This is a genomic window from Bacillus cereus group sp. BfR-BA-01347 (assembly GCF_022663835.1).
Classification (GTDB): Bacteria; Bacillota; Bacilli; order Bacillales; family Bacillaceae_G; genus Bacillus_A; species Bacillus_A thuringiensis_K.
Window position 1 is genome coordinate 455,958 of record NZ_JAKUGG010000001.1, and the last position, 20,028, is coordinate 475,985.

Consider the following 20,028-nt stretch of genomic DNA (forward strand, 5'->3'; position numbering starts at 1 on the left):
AAGCCCAAACTGTTTACAGCTTGGGCTTATCTATTTTACAGAAATACGGGCAATAAATTCTTAAATTCACTTTACTTAATAAAAAATAAATCTTATTCTATAGTCGTTAAAAAATAAAGAAATATTGTATGAGAGGAAACCTCAATTTTCTGAAGTGAGGTTTTTTGTAGTAACGAAGTAATAGTGAATAAAACTAATTTTAAAAATAACTTAAAATCAAACTATTTATAAAGAAACAGATGCCTGTTCATAATAGTAGTATAATAGTGAATGAGGTGTTAATAGAATGGAAGATAGAACATTAGGTTTATTACTAGATGTTGTTGGGGAATTATTTTCAGATGAAATTTCAATTGCTGTTTCGAATACGAAAGAATATATTTACTATCGGCCAAGTAAACGAATTGATTTAAAGATTAGTGTCGGGGATCCCATAAAGGAAGGAACGATTGCTTATAAAGCGATGGTGATGAATCAAAAAACCTCTGAGTTTATGAATCGGGATGTTTTTGGTATTCCTTATCATGGAATGGCTGTACCATTTTCCAACAATGGAAAGCTTGAAGGGTGCGTAACGGCAATTTATCCAGCTTTAACGGATGGAAAGTCAGTCGTTACTTTAAAAACAACAGACGGCTGGATTCCGGTTCCTTTTTCAAAGGTTATGTATTTAGAGGCTAAAGATAAAAAGACGTATGTGAATTCAGAAGAGTTATCAGGAACACATAAATACTCTCTGCAAGAATTCGAATACTTGCTTCCTAAAGATTCATTTATTAGATGTCACCGCTCATTTATTGTAAATGTTAATCATATTAAAGCGATTTATCCTGATACCCATTCTACTTTTGTACTTTCGATGGATAATGGTGAGAGAGTACCAGTTAGTCAATCATACGCTAGTTATTTCCGTAAGCTTCTAGGATTCTAAATTTTTCTGCTTTAGAACCTAGATTTGCTGTTCTGTCTGAATTTTCGGCATTGTATACTAAAATCCCTATTTTGATAGTGTTAATGTGTAAAATAATTATGAATATTCAATGAGAGAGGGATTACATATGGAGAATAATTTAGATAGAATCAGAGATCAACGTCTAAAAGATCGGGTAGTTACACCTGAAGAAGCAGCTTCTTGGATTCAAAGTGGAATGACTTTAGGCTTAAGTGGGTTTACACGTGCAGGTGATGTAAAAGCAGTCCCATTTGCGCTTGTAAACCGAGTTAAGAATGATGAATCTTTTAAAGTAAATGTTTATACTGGGGCTTCTTTAGGCTCGGATGTAGACAAATTATTTGCTGAGGCAGGAATTTTAGGGAAAAGATTACCTTTCCAAGCTGACGCGACTATGCGAAAAGGAATTAATAACGGAGACTTTTTATTTGTGGATCAACACTTGTCTCATACAGCAGAGTTACTCCGCGCAGACGTTCTGGATATAGATTTCGCTATTTTGGAAGCGGTTGCGATTACAGAGGACGGAATGATTATTCCAAGCACTTCAATTGGAAATTCCTTAGCGTTTTCCTTAAATGCTAAGTCTATTATTATTGAAATGAATATGGCTCAATCCGCGCAATTAGAGGGGCTACACGATCTATATGAACCAGGTAAACAAGGGGAGAGACTTCCAATTCCGCTTGTGAAAACAGATGACCGAATTGGAACAGTCGGTATTCCAATTGATCCTGAAAAAGTGAAGGGAATTGTGTTTACGAATCAATTGGATTCGCCATCGACAATTGTTCCTCCGGATGAAGAAACGGTTATTATGGCACAGCATTTAATAGAATTCCTTCGAGAAGAAGTCAAAGTAGGCCGATTAACAAATCGTTTAGCGCCGTTACAATCAGGAATTGGTTCAGTGGCTAACGCCGTATTGCACGGAGTGTTAGATTCAGAATTTGAAGATTTAGAAGTATATTCCGAGGTTTTACAAGATGCAGTTTTTGATCTTATGGATGCTGGAAAAGTCAATTTTGCTTCTTGTTGTTCTATCACGCTTTCTGAAGAGAAAATGCAACAAGTATTTTCTAACTTTGAAAAATATCGTGACAAATTAATGATGCGTCCACAAGAGATTTCCAATCATCCTGAAATCATTCGTCGCCTTGGATTAATCTCAATTAATACGGCTTTAGAATTAGATATATACGGAAATGTTAACTCTACTCACGTTTTAGGTACAAAAATGATGAATGGTATTGGTGGTTCTGGTGATTTTGCGAGAAATGCACGCCTAGCTATCTTTGTTACGAAATCGATTGCAAAAGGTGGTAACATTTCAAGTATCGTTCCTTTCGTTTCGCATGTAGACCATACTGAACATGATGTAGATGTTATTGTCACTGAACAGGGGTATGCCGACTTAAGGGGACTTGCGCCAAGAGAAAGAGTGGAACTTATTATTGAGAATTGCGCACATCCAATGTATCGTGATCAACTACGTGCTTATTACGAAGAAGCAAAAACAAGAGGTGGACAAACTCCTCATATTTTAGAAAAAGCTTTTTCTTGGCATACGAATTATGCTAAAAATGGAACAATGCTTGAAGCGGTAGTAGAAACTGTATAGAAATATAAGAATGATTCTTAGAATAATATGCTATAAAGATTGAAAGAAAAGAACGCCAATTTTCAGGAATGGCGTTTTTTTCTTTTAAAAAATTATTATCTATTTATGAAGAATTATAAAAGTAATCTCTTATTTACGGAAATAAGAGGTTTTTTAAATTAATTTTCGAATCATTTTATAGTGTATATATCGAAGGTGAGGAGAAAGAATCATGAAGATAAGAAAAGCGTTATTAAGTGAAGCAAATGAATTGAGTGAACTCGCACTACACTCAAAAGCAACGTGGAATTATAGTGAAGAATTCATACTTGCTTGTAAGGAAGATTTAACAATTACAGAAGAGTACATAAAAAATAACTTTGTATATGTTTTAGAAAACGATAATACGAAGATTGGTTTTTTCTCATTTTTACGTAATGATAAAGCTCTCGATTTCCTGTACATTCATCCCCGATACAAAGGGAAAGGCTACGGGAAAATACTTTGGGAGTATGTAATAGAAAAAGCAAATGAACTAGGTTTAAAAAGTTTTACGATTGATAGTGATCCGAATGCAAAAGGATATTACCTGAAAATGGGAGCACAGTTAATCGGAGAAACACCGTCAACTGTTTTTAAGGATCGTTTACTGCCCCTTTTGAAATATGATGTGTAAAACAATTAATAGTAGGAGAAGCTGAGAATGGATCATGTAAAGAGAAAGCAAATATATGAAGCACTAATAAGATCGTGGTCGATTGAAACAAGCTCAAAGTGGACAATTGAAAATCCAGCAAAGGGACAATGTGGTGTTACAGCTCTAGTCGTTCAAGACATATACGGAGGGAAAATTAAAAAGACAAAAATAGGGAGCGTGTGGCATTTTTATAACTTTATAGATGGGCAGAGGTTTGATTTTACAGAGGTTCAATTCAATGAAAACCTGAATTATTTGGATGTGGAATCAAATCGGGAAGAAGCATTTGCAGATACAAATGAAAAGCAATATAGCATTTTGAAGGGAAAAATAACAAAAGAATTAAAATTATCTTTTGACTCTTAATCTTTAATAAGTTACTATAATGGTGGTAACTTATTAAAGGGAACTTCATAGAGTTGAAAGGGGAAATACTTTTGAAAACAACTTATGTAAACGCTACAATTGTAACGATAAATGAACAAAACGAAGTGATAGAAAATGGATATATCATTGTAGAAAATGATCAAATTATAGATGTAAAGAGCGGAGAATTCGCTAATGATTTTGAAGTAGATGAAGTAATTGACATGAAAGGAAAATGGGTTTTACCAGGGCTTGTAAATACACATACACACGTTGTAATGAGTCTCCTAAGAGGTATTGGAGATGATATGCTATTACAACCATGGCTTGAGACGAGAATTTGGCCACTGGAAAGTCAATTTACTCCAGAGCTTGCGGTCGCTAGTACGGAACTAGGATTACTTGAAATGGTGAAAAGTGGTACAACATCATTCTCTGACATGTTTAATCCAATTGGAGTAGATCAAGATGCAATTATGGAAACGGTATCAAGGAGCGGGATGCGAGCTGCTGTTTCAAGGACTTTATTTAGCTTCGGAACGAAAGACGATGAAAAGAAAGCAATTGAAGAAGCTGAAAAATATGTGAAGCGTTACTATAACGAAAGTGGTATGTTAACTACGATGGTTGCACCTCATAGTCCATATACATGTTCCACAGAACTATTAGAAGAATGCGCACGGATTGCAGTAGAAAATCAAACGATGGTTCATATTCATCTTTCAGAAACAGAGCGTGAAGTACGTGATATTGAAGCGCAATACGGAAAACGTCCAGTAGAATATGCAGCAAGTTGTGGATTGTTTAAACGCCCAACAGTTATTGCACACGGTGTAGTATTAAATGATGATGAGCGTGCATTTTTAGCAGAACATGACGTTCGAGTAGCTCATAATCCGAATAGTAATTTAAAACTAGGTTCTGGTATAGCGAATGTAAAAGCGATGCTAGAAGCAGGAATAAAAGTAGGAATTGCAACAGATAGTGTTGCATCTAACAATAATTTAGACATGTTTGAAGAAATGCGCATAGCGACTTTACTACAAAAAGGTATTCACCAAGATGCAACAGCGTTACCAGTTGAAACAGCTCTTACACTTGCGACTAAAGGAGCTGCTGAAGTAATCGGCATGAAACAAACAGGATCACTTGAGGTTGGAAAGTGTGCCGATTTTATTACGATTGACCCATCTAATAAGCCGCATTTACAACCAGCAGATGAAGTGTTATCGCATCTTGTATATGCTGCCAGTGGAAAAGATATTAGCGATGTCATTATTAATGGAAACCGTGTCGTTTGGAATGGCGAATGTAAAACGTTAGATGAAGAGCGTATTATATTTGAAGCAAGTCGTTATAAACGAGGTTTGCAAAGATAGATAATTATGTGGCAGTTGAAAAAAGCTATCCTTTAAAAGGATAGCTTTTTTCTTGAACGAATAAATATTCAAAAGAATGTCGCATCTTTCTGTTATTATTTCTGCTATAATATATTACGCTTTATAATATTTTATATTTAAGGAGAACAACTCATGAAGCGAAAAAAGAGCCATTTAATGGTAATGGCACTTGTTACATCTTTATTATTAACAGCTTGTAATAATAAAGCAAATAAAAGTGATACAGAGGTTAAAAAACAAGTGTTAAATGTAACAGTATCAGAAGAAATTCCTTCTCTGGACACTGCTAAAACGATGGATGGTACATCAGCACACGTTATGCAGAATATATTTGAAGGGTTATATGTATTAAATGATCAAGATCAGCCTACTCCAGCCATAGCAAAATCGTTTAAAAGGAGTGAAGATGGTAAGAAATATACATTTGACTTGCGTAAAGATGCAAAATGGTCAAATGGAGACAGTGTAACAGCAAACGATTTTATGTTTGCGTGGAAACGTGCAATTAACCCTGAAACAGCATCTCAATATGCGTCTATGCTCTTTTATGTGAAAAATGCGAAAGAGATTAATAAGGGAGCAATATCTCTAGATGAACTTGGAGTTACGGTTATAAATGATTATAAGTTAGAAGTTGAACTCGAACAGCCAGTTCCGTATTTTTTACAGTTGTTAGCACTACCTATATACTTACCACAGCATGAATCATTTTTGAAAGAACAAGGAAACAATTATGCATTGGAACCTAGTAATCTCATATATAACGGTCCATTTGTATTAGAGAAATGGAAGCATGAACAAGAGTTTCAATTAAAGAAGAATGCTACATATTGGGATCGAAAGAAAGTGAAATTAGACGAAATAAACTTTCATATCGTAAAGGATACAATGACAGCTGTAAATTTATATGAAGCCGGAGATTTGGATCGAGTACCTATTAATTCGCAAGTTGTAGACAAGTATAAAGGGAATAAGGAATTACATATGTCGAGTGATCCTGGAATTGCTATGCTTCGTTTTAATGAAAAAAATACCGCGTTAGCAAATAAAAAGGTGCGTCAATCTATTTCATTAGCGTTAAATAAAGATGATTTCGTTGCTCACTTTATTAATAACGGAGCAAAACCTGCAAGTGGACTTGTACCAGTTGGTCATGTAAATGAAGTGACTGGTAAAGATTTTAGAAAAGAAAACGGCGATATTTCCTCATATGATTTGCAAAATGCTAAAAAGCTTTGGGAAGAAGCGAAAAAAGAACTTGGAGTAGAGCAAGTAAACCTCGAGTTTTTAACGTTTGAACAAGATAATGCAAAACGGATGGCAGAATATATAAAAGGTGATTTAGAAAAGAATTTGCAAGGACTCGCGATACAAATTAAACAACAGCCATTTAAGCAAAAATTACAGTTAGAACAAACAGGTGATTACGATATAACTATGGCAAATTGGGGACCTGACTATAAAGACCCAATTAGTTACTTAGAGATATTTACGACGGGTAATCTAAATAACAAAATGAATTACTCTAATTCTCATTACGATGAATTAATGAAGAAAGCGAAAACTGATTTTGTACTAGAACCAGAGAAACGATGGGGAGCATTGCTAGAAGCTGAGCAGGTATTATTAGAAGATTCAGCTGTAGCTCCACTCTATCATATTGGCTCAGCATATGTACAAAAGGATTATGTAAAAGGAATTGAGAAGCACCAATTTGGTGGTATTTATACTTATAAGAATGCTTATATTGCTAATGAATAAATACAAAAAACCTTACTTTTTAAAAGTAAGGTTTTTTACACATGAATTCTATTAAACCGATTTTAATAAAGAATAAAAATTCGTGTCATAGGGGATATCATCTTGATACATATAATTTTTTAGAACTCCTTCTTTTTCAAATCCTAATTTTAATAGCACCTTATTTGAAGCTTCATTTTCAAGAAATACAATTGCTCCGATCCGTTTTAAATGAAGTGTGTGGAAACCGTACGATATAACTTCAGAAACAGCTTCCGTCGCATATCCTTTTCCCCAGTGTTCAGGGAGGAAGGCATAGCTTATATTGGCTCGTTTATGCTCAGAAGACCAATCGTGAAATCCGATTGTTCCGATGAGTTCTTTCTTGCCTTTTAATTCAATTCCCCACTTTATACCGCTTCTTGCATTGTAACTCAGCTTAAAGTTATGAATAATTTGTCTCACTTGATCAAGATCCTGTAATGGTTTTTGGCCATAATAACGCAGTACGTCAGTATTAGAAAAGCATTGTAGTATACTCGGTGCATCTTCTTCTTTAAGTTCTCGTAAAATGAGTCGGTCGGTTTTCAATATAGGAAACATGCTTTCACTCCATTTCTTCTGAAACTAGAATGTGTTTTTATTATATAATCTAGTCTGAAAATAAAGATTATTCAAGTGAGAAGTACGGTTTTAATTTATGATAAAATTGATTGTGGAATATATTTCAAAAAGAGGTTTGTATATGGAGAAAAATTCAATTTTAATTGTAGATGATGATCAAGATATTGTTCGATTTGTGAACGTAAATTTAATGCAAGAAGGTTTTAAAGTTTTTAGTGCTCATAATGGAGAAGAGGCTTTAGAAATAATAAATAATAACAGAATTCAACTTGCTATTTTGGATATTATGATGCCACAAATGGATGGAATAGAATTGTGTAGAAGGATTAGAGAGAAACATAGTTTACCAATTATGTTTTTAAGCGCAAAATCATCGGACGTAGATAAGGTAATAGGATTTAGTACTGGAGCAGATGATTATATTGTGAAGCCGTTCAGTACAATTGAATTTATAGCGAGAGTGAAAGCTCAATTAAGAAGGTATACATATTTCAATCAAAATGCTGCCCAAGAAATAGAAAAGAAAATAAACATTAGAGGTTTAGAAATAGATGAAGTGTCTAGAACTGTAATGTTATATGGAGAAACAATCAATCTTACGAGAACTGAATATGATATTTTGTACTTAATGGCCGCTGTAAAGAATCGTGTATTTACTATTGAAGAAATATATGAGAGCGTTTGGAAAGAAAGGGCCTATGAAAGTAATAATACAGTAATGGTTCATATTGCAAGATTAAGAAATAAAATTGAAGAGAATCCAAAAGAGCCGAAGTTTATTCAAAATGTTTGGGGAGTCGGATATAAAATTGAAGATTAAATCATTACAAGGCATTAGGGCTAATTTTTTTATCGCATTCATATGTAGTATTATGTTAGCAACTGTAAGTATAATAGCGTTTCAAATTGTAGTTGGAAATATATATAGTCAAGTTACCGGATTAGAGGAAAAATATTCATTTTTATATGTAATAGCTTTTTTAACTTTTACTACAATATACTTTGCATTCATGACAAAAACAATGATGAAAAGATTATCTGAAATTAACAAGAGTGTGAAGCAAATAAGTAGTGGTAATTTGGAAATACATATACCTATTTCAAAAAATGACGAGATTGGTGAATTAGCAGCGAATGTTAATAGAATGGCTAAAAGTTTAAAAGAGTCTATCGAAAATGAAAAAAAATCACAGGAAACGAAAAATGAAATGATTAGCAATATTTCTCATGACTTACGAACACCTGTAACATCTCTAATCGGTTACGCGGACCTGTTAGGAAATCAGCTTCATTCAAATAGAGAAGAATGTGAACAGTATGTAAGTATATTAAAGCGAAAAAGTTATGAATTAAAAAATCAAGTAGATGATTTATTAGAATATTGTCAAATAAATTATAGAGAGATTGAATTACATAAAAGTGTAGTAAATATGAAAGCGTTCATTGAACAAATCATGATTGATTTTGTACCACAACTAGATGATGCTGATATGAGCTTTTGTATTAATGGTGATAAGGAGTTACATGTGGAAATGGATGTAGCGCTTATGGTGAGGCTGTTCGAAAATGTAATTAGTAATAGTATTATGTACGGGAAAGACGGAAAACAGATTTTGGTTCAAATTTCTAAAAGAGACATGAATGTTGAAATAGAAATTAAAAATTTTGGACAATGTATTCGGAATGAGAACCTTCCTTACGTTTTTGAGAAGTTTTATCGTGGTGAAAAATCACGTAGCTCTCATACGGGTGGAAAAGGAATGGGACTTGCAATTGCGAGAAGTATAGCAGAGCTTCATAAAGGGGGTATCACTGTGCGCAGTAACGAGAAAGAAACTGTTTTTACTGTAAAATTACCGCAGTATAAAAAAGTAAGAAAGTCGTAAGTATTTGTTTTATATGTCGTAATTTTTACTTCGTATTATGTAGAACAAAGATATGAGAGTGAGGATACAACATGTGGAAGAAATATGTATTAATAATTTTAGTTGCATTTTTAATTATAAGTTGGAGTGTAGTTTATTTAGCTAAAGGCGTTATATCAGTCATTTTTTGGTGGAGTATACAAGCCTTTAGCATAGTATCACTCTTTATTTTGATAGAATCAGTTTTACTATTCGTGTGGAAAGGGATTTTCAGAAAGCGAATAGATAGAGCGCTACTCTTCATCGTTCTTTTCTCTATAATTGGAGCTTGGCCTTTAGGGTGGTTTGCTAACATAGGAGGACTTGCTTATCCAGCAGATGTACATTCTATGAATCCTAAAGCAGTAGTTCGCTTTCCTTTGAATGAACGAGCATTAGTGGGATGGGGTGGTGATCGATTAGAAACGAACTATCATGTTATAAAACCAAATGAACGCTGGGCATATGATGTTCTTATTCCGCCTGCTGAAGTGAAAAGTAGTAAGTTAGAGGATTATGGAATATATGGAGCGGAAGTAATGGCACCAGCTTCTGGAACAGTTGTATCTATCAATAATGATGAAAAAGATGTAGTTCCAGGAGAGGATGATTTTCAGTCAATGGCGGGTAATCATATTTATTTACGACTAGATGAATCAGGGACATTTATGGTTCTGGCCCATTTAAAGAAAGGATCAATTAAAGTGAGGGAAGGCCAACATGTAAATGAAGGAGAGGTTCTTGCCCAAGTCGGTAACTCCGGAAGTTCAAGTGAGCCGCATTTACATATTCATCATCAAAGACAGGATCCATCCAAGGTGAGCATATTTCTTTCGGAAGGATTACCACTGTACTTTCGAACTGAAAAAGATGTGATAATGCCGGAAAGAGGTACATACATAGGTGGTAATGAAAAAGGTATTCCAGTTTTATTGGAATACCTTTTCTTATTACCCTACAAAAGTTTGATACAGTAAGAAAATATTTAAAATGATAACAAGTATAGCAATTATCCATGCGATAAATGTTGTTATGCGGTGGTTAACGAGTGCACCCATAATCTTTTTATTACTTGTAAACATAATAAGTGGTACTAATGCAAATGCAATACCGAATGATAAGACGACTTGGCTCATAACGAGAGCGTAAGTTGGATTTACACCTAAAGCGATAATAACTAATGGTGGAATCATTGTAATAAATCGGCGTAAATATAACGGAATATGCATTCGAATGAAACCTTGCATAATAATATCACCCGACATTGTACCGACAGAAGAGCTAGATAGTCCTGCTGATAAAAGTCCAATCCCAAATAATGCAGCCGATACAGGACCTACTAAATTGGTAAATTGAGTGTAAGCAACATCTAAATCTTCAACGTGCAAGCCGTTTTTAAAGAATAGAGCAGCTGCTACAATTAACATACTTGCATTAATTGCTCCAGCAATAACCATTGCAATAATAATATCGATAAACTCGAAGCGGAAAATCTTTTTCTTTTGTTCATCATTTGTTCCGACTACGCGCCGCTGCGTTAAGGCGGAATGTAAATAGATTGCATGCGGCATAACTGTCGCACCTAAAATCCCTGCTGCAAGTAATATACTATCTACACCTTGGAATCTTGGAATAAATAGTCCTGAAAGAAGGGGACTTAATTCTGGTTTTGCATAAAAAACTTGAATTCCAAAAGCGATTACTACAATGAAAATCATTCCTGTAATAATAGCTTCTAGTGGACGAAATCCTCTACGTTGAAACTCAAGAATAATAAATGATCCGGCTGCAGTAATTAAAGCGGCAGGTAGCATCGGGATTCCAAATAGTAAGTAAAGCCCCAAAGCAGCTCCAATAAATTCCGCTAAATCTGTAGCCATAATAACTAGTTCACCTTGTATCCATAAACCGATAGACACAGGCTTTGGAAAGTTTTCACGAGCTATTTCGGGTAAATTGTTTCCTGTAGCAATTCCTAATTTAGCTGATAAAGTTTGGATTAATACAGCCATTAAGTTAGAAGCGAGTATAACCCATAATAGTAAATATCCATATTGTGAACCAGCTGCGATATTTGTAGCAAAGTTGCCAGGGTCAATATAAGCAACGGATGCGATAAAAGCGGGTCCTAAAAATGGTAACAGTCTTTTCCAGCCTTTTGTTTCTCCACTTAAAGCTAAATGAGCTGATTGTACAGTTGTACTTTCAGAAGGGAGATGTTCATCTTTTGTTATATCTTTATTCATAGTAGTTTTCCCCTTTAAAATGTTAACTTGATGAAATTATTGTATGTATTCTTACTCATTATTTCAATACATTTAAATATGTTATGTGATAATTTCATTTGAACACGAAAGTTTCCTTAATGCAAATTATATGCCTTTATGCAATGGATGGTGTGATAATGTAAAATAAATTGGGAGTTTATGGTGTGATGACGTAGGGAAACATAATAAATTAAAGGGTCAATTTTGAAATTTATGTGAACATAAAGCCGATAATCCAGCATATTAATTGATGGAATTGCATTTGTATGATATATAATATATTGGGATTACAACATAACCATAGTGTTTTGATGTGTAATCTTGTTTTTTATTTTTGTTAACTGATAGAAAATAGTATAAAGAAAAGAAAATGGGATTCATTTTCTTATTATATATGTTTTGATATGAACGTTAACTTATACATGATTTTAAAAATTAGATAGGTGGTAGAAATACATTGGCAACTACAAAACCATACAGAGTATTACTATATTACATGTACACAACAATTGAAAACCCAGAAGAATTCGCGGCAGAGCATTTAGCATTTTGTAATTCACTTGAATTAAAAGGAAGAATTCTTGTAGCAAAAGAAGGTATTAACGGAACTTGTTCTGGAACTGTAGAACAAACAGAGAAATACATGGAAGCAATGAACAATGATCCACGTTTTGACGGTATCGTATTTAAAATAGATGAAGCTGATGGTCATGCATTCAAGAAAATGCACGTGCGTCCTCGTCCAGAGTTAGTTACACTTCGTCTAGAAGATGACATTAACCCACACGAAATAACTGGGAAGTATTTAGAGCCAAAAGATTTTTATGAAGCAATGAAACAAGAAGATACAGTTATCATTGATGCACGAAATGATTATGAGTTTGATTTAGGCCACTTCAAAGGTGCGATTAAACCTGATATCGAATCATTCCGTGAATTACCAGATTGGATTCGTGAAAATAAAGAAGTACTTGAAGGTAAAAAGATTTTAACTTATTGTACAGGCGGAATTCGTTGTGAGAAGTTTTCTGGTTGGTTAGTTCGTGAAGGCTATGAAGATGTAAGTCAGCTTCACGGCGGAATTGTAACGTACGGAAAAGATCCAGAGGTACAAGGTGAGCTTTGGGATGGACAATGTTACGTGTTCGATGAGCGTATCGCTGTACCAGTAAACCAAAAAGAACATGTTATCGTTGGTAAAGACCACTTTACAGGTGAACCTTGTGAGCGCTATGTAAACTGTTCAAATCCAGAATGTAATAAGAAAATTTTATGTTCTGAAGAAAACGAAGCGAAATATTTACGTGCATGTTCTCATGAATGTCGTGTAAGTCCACGTAACCGCTACGTAATACAACATGAATTAACGGAAGAGCAAGTAGCTGCTGCATTAGAGCAAATCGAAGCAGGGAAGTAAGAGGAAAAAGGCTAATCTAAATTTTATTTTGGATTAGCCTTTTTCATATTCGATTCTTTTTTGTCGTTTTTTGTCGGTAAGTCGATATGTTTAAATAATCGCTGATATATTTTGATTTGCGTCGATATAATTTGAAAATCGCTGATATATTTCGAGTTGCGCCGATATAATTTGAAAATCGCTGATAAAAATTTCACTTACTGAATTGTACTACGTATTTGTAGTTTAAAAATAATCTTCTTTACTTCTTATCGTCTTTCTCTCTCACAGCAGAAAGTACAGTTTGTTTTACCCAAGCTTTTCTTCGTTTATGTTGTAGACCCCATTGGTATAAACTTTGGGCTCCTAAAATAAGTGAAATGACAATACCGCTAATCGCAATTAATAGAGCGAAAAATTCAAGAGGTGACGATATTTTGTTTGAATCGGTGTTTCTTAAAAGGTCAATCATAGTAAACCCTAACATTTGGCCCACTACAGAGTAGAGCGTTAAAATTAATAATAAAAGGCTATCTTTTTTAGAGGCGACGTTTTCTTGATATTTAAACAAACTATCAAGATTTTGTTTCGCGTTCGAGTATAGAACCTCAATATTAAAAAGTTTTCTTAAGCGGAAGAAAATATCTTCACTCTGTGATTGGGATACTAATTCTAAAGAAAAATAATTAGCAGTGAACGAATTGATCGAATAAATTAATTTCTCTATTTCATTAGTATCTTGTTCAATATTTAGCTCAGCATAGGCGTTTGCCATTTTTAATAAAACAATTTTATGGAATAGATTTAATAATAAAGCGTAATAAAATTCCCCATACATTTGACTAGCAAGTTTAGCAATTTCGCGTTCTCCTTCATTTGTTACACATGTAAAAATGTGTTCTTCCATTATGAAATAACGATTTGGAGCCCACCTCTGGTAAGCGTGTTTTTTTAAATAGTCATGAATGTAAGGAAGGTTATTTGCACTCACATATGGCTTACCATCACTTGTTAATCCGGAAAGACTAGAAGTACGATAAACATCCACTTCATTAAGTTCCATACCTTCTTTTAGTGACAATAAAGTTTGAACGTACATTCTTTGGTCTTCAAAGAATGGGAAGGTTTGAAAGTATGAACTTCTTAATCTCTTCTTTTCAAAGAAATCAGTTACGCCATGAAATAAATAACCAAAAATGAATTTTTCAACTTGGGAATACTTTTTTCCGTTACATTCAATACAAATAGTCTCATTTGTATCATTTTTAGTTTCAAGTACACGGAAGCGGGCAGCGAATTCGATTGCTTCAGATAAAGTCATGTTTGGAGCAGTGTTTACTTCTGTTCGAATTGTTAAGAAGCCAAGTTCATAAGGACAAAGTGTTACATCAATAGAGTGTATATTAAATTGGATTGAAGTAAGGTTTGTTGTTAAATGTCCAGTTAAGTTAAGGTCCTTTGAATAACGTTGCAAGCCCTTTTGATGCTCTGAGTGAGGAAAGAGAATTTTATTGGTAAATGAAAGATAGTATGCTTCCATATTTTGATGTGAAACTTTAAACTCCCCATAATATGTATTTTCATCATCGAGATGATCGAGCCGAAAAGGACGAAAATCGTTTTTTTGTAAGAAAGGGAACATCTCTTGTTCATATCCAGCTTTAAACGAAAACGGGAATATAAATTGAAATATAGCTGTTGCTACATCTTTTTCCTCAATTACTTGTATTGCCTCCATCTACATTGTTTCCTTTCCATATATGCTATAGAAACAACATGCCCAAATTTATTTGAAAATAACCACTGTTTTATACTCAATTGAGAGTGGAAATTCAGCTTATTTAGCAGAGGACATGTATAATGTTATGTATACTAAAAGTTATAAAATTGTATTTTAAAAAGGGGGATGCTGTATGAGGATTTTAGTATTAGGCGCTGGTGGAGTCGGAGGATTTTTTGGTGGCAGATTAGTCGAAAAGGGAGAAGATGTTACATTTCTTGTTCGTAGTAAACGGAAAAAACAATTAGAGGAAAGAGGACTTGTAATCCGAAGTGTTAACGGGGATTTTTCGTTTCAACCGAAATTAATAACGAAAAAAGAGAGAACTTCTCCATTTGATGTCATTTTATTTTCAACAAAAGCGTATCACTTAAACGAGGCAATTCAAGATTTGAAGCCGTTTGTTGGCGAAAATACTGTAATCATTCCATTGTTAAATGGTATCGCTCATTTATCACTATTACAAAAAGAATTCGGCGAAGAAAAAGTAATTGGTGGTTTATGCTTTATCGAGACGACGTTAAACGATCAAGGAGAAATTGTACAAACTAGCGCTGCCAACAGACTTGTGTTTGGAGAAATTAAGTCTCAAAATTCAGAGAGAGTAAAGCATATTTCTAAAGCATTTGCAGGTACGAAATCTAGTTTTGTTTTAAGTGAAAATATTACGCAGGATATGTGGCATAAATATTTATTTATTACTGTAATGTCAGGTGTGACAACGTTAATGCGTGCACCAATTGGACCAATCCGTGAAAGTGAAGGCGGCCGTGATTTTATCCGTAATGTGTTTGAGGAATCTGTACAAATCATGAGAGTATTAGGAGCTCCAATAAAGGAAAATATTGCCCAGGAACATATGAAAACGATTGATAAAATTTCGTATGATATGAAGTCATCGATGCAACGTGATATGGAAAAGAGTTCGTTTATTGAAGGGAAGCACTTGCAAGGATATTTACTGGATGTAGCAGAGCAATTTTCTATAGCGGCACCATTATTAGGCACTATATATCAAAATTTAAAGGTGTATGAAGAGAGGACCTTTAATAGATCTGTAATAGAATTAGATGTATGAAAAATAAAAAAGATAGCAATATATAAGTGTATTGCTATCTTTTTTATTGTTTGTATGACAAATTATTTATTTCTTTTCGTTCTATCTGTCAAATTTATTTCCTGTTCACGTTTACCATATAACTGATTAATTTCACTTACTACTGCATCTAAATATGAATCGGAAAAAATAGGCTTCTTTTCTTTAGACATATGGGTCTCCTTTGCGAATTTTTTAGTATTCATTATGTATATTTCTCAGTAGATTATGCACAATCATTTTAATTTTTTTCTTATTAAAAATTTTTGTTTACTTTTTGAAAATAAAGGAGTATTATAATCCACAGTTTCAATTTTCTAAATCGCTGAAACCGCATGGTACGGGGGACCCGTTTTTACGGATTAGTACATAATCCGATGGGGTGAATCCTTGAAAAAGGTAGGGCTACTCATAGGCCCGAATCCGACAGCTAACCTCGTAAGCGTTATATTGAGAAGGAAGGTGGAGCTTGTGCGACAAAAAAAATAATGTCTACAAGTCTATTTCGCTATGGCTTGTAGACATTTTTTGTTTTCTGAAGAAATAGTTTACTGGCTGTAACAAGCAGAAAAGTTCGTACAAAATTATTGGAGAGTGGACAGCATTGGTTTCATCTATTAAAAGATTTTTAATTGGAAGACCGTTAAAATCAACAGAGCTTGGAGAACAAAAGCTTAATAAAACGAAAGCTTTAGCTATTTTATCTTCTGACGCATTGTCATCAGTTGCTTACGGTCCAGAGCAAATTTTAATTGCTTTAGCAGGTGTTGGAGCGATCGCTTATTGGTATTCCATTCCGATCGCTGTTGGGGTATTAGTACTATTGACAGCCCTTATTTTATCATATCGTCAAATTATTTTTGCTTATCCGCATGGCGGGGGAGCGTATGTTGTATCAAAAGAAAATTTAGGAATGAATCCAGGCTTAATTGCTGGAGGATCTTTATTAGTTGACTATATTTTAACTGTTGCGGTAAGTGTGTCCGCTGGTACAGATGCAATTACGTCTGCGTTTCCTAGCTTACATGCACACAATGTAATTATTGCGGTTATATTTGTTATATTAATTACAATATTAAACTTAAGAGGAGTAACGGAATCAGCTTCCGTTTTAGCATATCCTGTTTATTTATTCGTTTTAGCACTATTTATATTAATTGGTGTAGGCATATATAATATTTTAACTGGTCATGTTTCACCCACTTTACATGCGCCGATTGGTACACCAGTTGCAGGAATTAGTTTGTTTTTATTACTAAGAGCATTTGCATCAGGTAGTTCGGCTTTAACAGGTGTTGAAGCAATTTCAAATGCAATTCCGAACTTTAAAGATCCTGCGCCAAACAATGCTGCAAAAACATTGCTTGCAATGGGTGCATTACTTGCTGTGTTATTTTCAGGAATTGTATTTTTAGCTTATTATTACGGAGTGACTCCGAGTAAAGAAGTAACAGTTGTTTCTCAAATTGCTGAACAAACATTTGGACGTAATTTCATGTACTATTTCATACAAGGTACAACAGCTTTAATATTAATTCTCGCTGCTAATACAGGTTATTCTGCATTTCCTTTATTAGCGGTTAACCTTGCAAAAGATAAATTCATACCGAGAATGTTTACGATTAGAGGAGACCGTCTAGGTTATTCAAACGGTATTATTATACTTGGAGTTGCTTCGATTATTTTAATTGTAGCTTTCCAAGGACAAACAGAACATTTAATTCCGTTATATGCAGTAGGTGTATTTATTCCATTTACACTTTCTCAAACAGGGATGGTATTAAAATGGCTTCGCGAAAAGCCTGAAGGATGGGCTTTAAGATTAACGATTAATTTAATTGGTGCAGTTATTAGTTTTATCGTAATGAGCATGTTCTTCTTAACTAAATTTGCACAAGTTTGGTCGATTCTTATTTTCTTACCAGTTATTATCTTCTTATTCCATCGAATTAAGAAGCATTATGATGCAGTGGGTGATCAATTAAGTTTAAAAACTTGCGAACCTCTTATTCCAATTGAGGGGAATGTAATTGTCGTTCCTGTAGCAGGTATGACGCATGTAGTAGAAAATTCATTGAACTATGCAAAATCTCTTTCGGCAGATCAAGTTATCGCAGTATATGTTGCTTTTGACAGAGAAGAGGAAAAGAAATTTGAAGAGAAATGGAAGAAGTGGCAACCTGAAGTAAGGCTTGTTACATTACATTCTCATTATAGAAGTATTATTCAGCCGCTAACAAAGTTCATTGATACAGTGCAATATAAGGCAAGTGAATCGAATTACCGCGTTACGGTCGTTATACCACAGTTCATTCCGAAAAAAGGTTGGCATAACATTCTTCATAATCAATCCAGTTTACTCATACGTGCGTATTTACTTTATAAAAGAAATGTTGTTATTACGACAGTTCCATATCATTTAAAAAAATAAGAAGATTTTTAAGGATAGCTTTGTGAAAATGAAGCTATCCTTTTTGTGTATATGCTATGCATAATTGCATATGGGATTAAAAATTATACTAATATAACTTCATTGGTTATTTGAAAGTAGTGTTTTCTGTTGTGATATGTAGATATTTCAATCGATAAAGTGAATCGGATTATATTTTGAAATAAGGACATGAAAGCTTGAAAATAAAGGGAATGAAAATACTTCTTTACGATATATAAACAGCTGTGTTTAAATGACCTTACAGTACAAAACTTATATGAAAACAAAATGAAATTTCATATTTACGTATGTTGTTTAGTTTAAAATGAATAATATTTTCATGTAATATATTCACTGTGTGAATGTGGGAATTTCGATGAAATAGAAAATTTATACAATATTATTCATACTAAACACATATGAAAAATAATAAAATGTTTTGTGACGATAAGTAAGTACTGTAGCAATACGAGAGAGGTGGTTCATGCATAGATCACGTTGAGAACGTTCTCTATTTTAACCATCTCAAATTATGGGCAAGAAAATAGAATAATAAAATGCGATAGTAATAGTTGCTAATACATAGGAGGAGTTAAAGTGAAAAAGACTTTAATTACAGGGTTATTGGTTACAGCAGTATCTACGAGTTGCTTCATTCCTGTAAGCGCTTACGCTAAGGAGGGGCAAACAGAAGTGAAAACAGTATATGCGCAAAATGTAATTGCTCCAAATACATTATCCAATTCAATTAGAATGTTAGGATCACAATCACCGCTTATTCAAGCATACGGATTAATTATTTTGCAACAGCCAGACATTAAGGTGAATGCGATGAGTAGCTTAACGAATCATCAAAAGTTTGCAAAGGCGAATGTACGAGAGTGGATTGATGAATATAATCCGAAGCTAATTGACTTAAATCAAGAGATGATGAGATACAGCACTAGATTCAATAGCTATTATAGTAAGCTCTATGAACTAGCAGGAAACGTAAATGAAGATCAGCAAGCAAAAGTAGATTTTATGAGTGCATATGGAAAATTACAATTGCAAGTACAGAGCATCCAAGAGAGTATGGAGCAAGATTTATTAGAGTTAAATCGATTTAAAACAGTATTAGACAAAGATAGTAACAACTTATCAATTAAAGCCGATGAAGCAATAAAAACACTGCAAGGATCAAGTGGAGATATTGTGAAATTAAGAGAAGATATTAAAAGAATTCAAGGGGAAATTCAAGCTGAACTAACTACTATTTTGAATAGACCTCAAGAAATCATTAAAGGTTCTATTAATATCGGTAAACAAGTATTTACAATCACAAATCAAACTGCACAAACGAAAACAATCGATTTTGTTTCTATTGGTACTTTAAGTAATGAAATTGTAAATGCTGCAGATAGTCAAACGAGGGAAGCAGCTCTTCGCATTCAACAAAAGCAAAAAGAGTTATTGCCACTTATTCAAAAGTTATCACAAACTGAAGCAGAGGCGACTCAAATTACATTCGTTGAAGATCAAGTAAATAGCTTTACAGAATTAATTGATCGTCAAATTACAACTTTAGAAACGTTATTAACCGATTGGAAAGTTTTAAATAATAATATGATTCAAATTCAAACAAATGTTGAAGAAGGCACGTATACAGACAGTAGTTTACTTCAAAAACATTTTAATCAAATTAAAAAAGTAAGTGATGAAATGAATAAGCAAACAAATCAATTTGAAGATTACGTTACAAACGTTGAAGTACATTAAATAGAAAAATAATTAGC

General features: G+C 33.7%; 17 protein-coding genes and 1 riboswitch. Of the genes, 13 read left to right on the forward strand and 4 right to left on the reverse strand.

All coding sequences use genetic code 11. The features are described 5' to 3' along the window. Positions 1–286 precede the first annotated feature (286 nt). The 6 genes from MR143_RS02300 to MR143_RS02325 all read left to right on the forward strand — a co-directional run bounded on the left by MR143_RS02300 (position 287) and on the right by MR143_RS02325 (position 6,776). A complete protein-coding gene (locus MR143_RS02300) occupies positions 287–931 on the forward strand; it encodes a LytTR family DNA-binding domain-containing protein (RefSeq protein WP_000390213.1) in 645 nt (214 codons plus the stop codon). A 127-nt stretch (positions 932–1,058) separates the two neighbouring features. Then, entirely contained in the window at positions 1,059–2,573 is a 1,515-nt protein-coding gene (locus MR143_RS02305) for an acetyl-CoA hydrolase/transferase family protein (protein WP_000429808.1), read from the forward strand. Positions 2,574–2,784: 211 nt separating this feature from the next. After that, positions 2,785–3,228, forward strand: a complete 444-nt coding sequence (locus MR143_RS02310; RefSeq protein WP_000702232.1) for a GNAT family N-acetyltransferase — start codon at positions 2,785–2,787, stop codon at positions 3,226–3,228. Between the two features lie 27 nt (positions 3,229–3,255). Next, entirely contained in the window at positions 3,256–3,615 is a 360-nt protein-coding gene (locus MR143_RS02315; RefSeq protein WP_000350133.1) for a YunG family protein, read from the forward strand. Positions 3,616–3,668: 53 nt separating this feature from the next. After that, positions 3,669–4,994 carry a bifunctional S-methyl-5'-thioadenosine deaminase/S-adenosylhomocysteine deaminase gene (locus MR143_RS02320; protein WP_002181670.1) on the forward strand — a complete coding sequence of 442 codons (1,326 nt, stop codon included), beginning with the start codon at positions 3,669–3,671 and terminating at the stop codon, positions 4,992–4,994. A 153-nt stretch (positions 4,995–5,147) separates the two neighbouring features. Then, on the forward strand, positions 5,148–6,776 hold the full coding sequence (locus tag MR143_RS02325; RefSeq protein WP_000823518.1) for a peptide ABC transporter substrate-binding protein: 1,629 nt from the start codon (positions 5,148–5,150) through the stop codon (positions 6,774–6,776). 51 nt (positions 6,777–6,827) lie between these two features. On the opposite strand, the gene MR143_RS02330 is transcribed toward MR143_RS02325, so the two are convergent. Continuing rightward, positions 6,828–7,358 (reverse strand): GNAT family N-acetyltransferase, encoded by a 531-nt coding sequence (locus tag MR143_RS02330; protein ID WP_000483962.1) that lies wholly within the window; start codon positions 7,356–7,358, stop codon positions 6,828–6,830. Between the two features lie 142 nt (positions 7,359–7,500). On the opposite strand from MR143_RS02330, the gene MR143_RS02335 reads away from it, so the two are divergent. The 3 genes from MR143_RS02335 (at position 7,501) to MR143_RS02345 (ending at position 10,260) form a co-directional block, all read left to right on the forward strand. Beyond that, entirely contained in the window at positions 7,501–8,199 is a 699-nt protein-coding gene (locus MR143_RS02335) for a response regulator transcription factor (RefSeq protein WP_000414553.1), read from the forward strand. Then, positions 8,189–9,265, forward strand: coding sequence for a sensor histidine kinase (locus tag MR143_RS02340; RefSeq protein WP_000695287.1), 1,077 nt, complete (start codon positions 8,189–8,191; stop codon positions 9,263–9,265). Before MR143_RS02335 ends, MR143_RS02340 begins: the two co-directional genes overlap by 11 nt. A gap of 71 nt (positions 9,266–9,336) precedes the next feature. Beyond that, a complete protein-coding gene (locus MR143_RS02345; protein WP_242280604.1) occupies positions 9,337–10,260 on the forward strand; it encodes a M23 family metallopeptidase in 924 nt (307 codons plus the stop codon). Here MR143_RS02345 and MR143_RS02350 read toward each other — a convergent pair. Then, positions 10,234–11,529, reverse strand: coding sequence for an Nramp family divalent metal transporter (locus MR143_RS02350; RefSeq protein WP_001030680.1), 1,296 nt, complete (start codon positions 11,527–11,529; stop codon positions 10,234–10,236). The genes MR143_RS02345 and MR143_RS02350 overlap by 27 nt on opposite strands. A gap of 478 nt (positions 11,530–12,007) precedes the next feature. On the opposite strand from MR143_RS02350, the gene trhO reads away from it, so the two are divergent. Next, positions 12,008–12,967, forward strand: a complete 960-nt coding sequence (trhO, locus tag MR143_RS02355) for an oxygen-dependent tRNA uridine(34) hydroxylase TrhO (RefSeq protein WP_000246214.1) — start codon at positions 12,008–12,010, stop codon at positions 12,965–12,967. 241 nt (positions 12,968–13,208) lie between these two features. Here trhO and MR143_RS02360 read toward each other — a convergent pair whose 3' ends face one another. Further along, positions 13,209–14,684: a hypothetical protein gene (locus MR143_RS02360; RefSeq protein WP_000387463.1), complete on the reverse strand. Its 1,476-nt coding sequence runs from the start codon at positions 14,682–14,684 to the stop codon at positions 13,209–13,211. Positions 14,685–14,859: 175 nt separating this feature from the next. Between MR143_RS02360 and panE the strand changes: the two genes are divergently transcribed. Continuing rightward, entirely contained in the window at positions 14,860–15,804 is a 945-nt protein-coding gene (gene panE, locus MR143_RS02365; RefSeq protein ID WP_001221909.1) for a 2-dehydropantoate 2-reductase, read from the forward strand. Positions 15,805–15,866: 62 nt separating this feature from the next. On the opposite strand, the gene MR143_RS32930 is transcribed toward panE, so the two are convergent. After that, positions 15,867–15,995, reverse strand: coding sequence for a hypothetical protein (locus MR143_RS32930; RefSeq protein ID WP_000031874.1), 129 nt, complete (start codon positions 15,993–15,995; stop codon positions 15,867–15,869). Between the two features lie 140 nt (positions 15,996–16,135). Continuing rightward, a riboswitch (cyclic di-AMP (ydaO/yuaA leader) is annotated at positions 16,136–16,282 on the forward strand. A 144-nt stretch (positions 16,283–16,426) separates the two neighbouring features. Between MR143_RS32930 and MR143_RS02370 the strand changes: the two genes are divergently transcribed. Continuing rightward, the gene (locus MR143_RS02370) at positions 16,427–18,253 is read left to right on the forward strand and encodes an APC family permease (RefSeq protein WP_000254884.1); all 1,827 of its coding nucleotides are present in this window, start codon (positions 16,427–16,429) and stop codon (positions 18,251–18,253) included. A gap of 597 nt (positions 18,254–18,850) precedes the next feature. Further along, positions 18,851–20,011, forward strand: coding sequence for a non-hemolytic enterotoxin NHE subunit A (gene nheA, locus MR143_RS02375; RefSeq protein ID WP_061884005.1), 1,161 nt, complete (start codon positions 18,851–18,853; stop codon positions 20,009–20,011). The last annotated feature ends 17 nt before the right edge of the window (positions 20,012–20,028 follow it).

Bases quoted from the DNA above. Each gene is read 5' to 3' on its own strand.
- MR143_RS02315 (WP_000350133.1), top strand. From the start codon at position 3,256: ATGGATCATGTAAAGAGAAAGCAAATATATGAAGCACTAATAAGATCG.
- MR143_RS02300 (WP_000390213.1), top strand. From the start codon at position 287: ATGGAAGATAGAACATTAGGTTTATTACTAGATGTTGTTGGGGAATTA.
- MR143_RS02305 (WP_000429808.1), top strand. From the start codon at position 1,059: ATGGAGAATAATTTAGATAGAATCAGAGATCAACGTCTAAAAGATCGG.
- MR143_RS02310 (WP_000702232.1), top strand. From the start codon at position 2,785: ATGAAGATAAGAAAAGCGTTATTAAGTGAAGCAAATGAATTGAGTGAA.
- MR143_RS02350 (WP_001030680.1), bottom strand. From the start codon at position 11,529: ATGAATAAAGATATAACAAAAGATGAACATCTCCCTTCTGAAAGTACA.
- MR143_RS02325 (WP_000823518.1), top strand. From the start codon at position 5,148: ATGAAGCGAAAAAAGAGCCATTTAATGGTAATGGCACTTGTTACATCT.
- MR143_RS32930 (WP_000031874.1), bottom strand. From the start codon at position 15,995: ATGTCTAAAGAAAAGAAGCCTATTTTTTCCGATTCATATTTAGATGCA.
- MR143_RS02360 (WP_000387463.1), bottom strand. From the start codon at position 14,684: ATGGAGGCAATACAAGTAATTGAGGAAAAAGATGTAGCAACAGCTATA.
- panE (WP_001221909.1), top strand. From the start codon at position 14,860: ATGAGGATTTTAGTATTAGGCGCTGGTGGAGTCGGAGGATTTTTTGGT.
- MR143_RS02330 (WP_000483962.1), bottom strand. From the start codon at position 7,358: ATGTTTCCTATATTGAAAACCGACCGACTCATTTTACGAGAACTTAAA.
- MR143_RS02335 (WP_000414553.1), top strand. From the start codon at position 7,501: ATGGAGAAAAATTCAATTTTAATTGTAGATGATGATCAAGATATTGTT.
- MR143_RS02345 (WP_242280604.1), top strand. From the start codon at position 9,337: ATGTGGAAGAAATATGTATTAATAATTTTAGTTGCATTTTTAATTATA.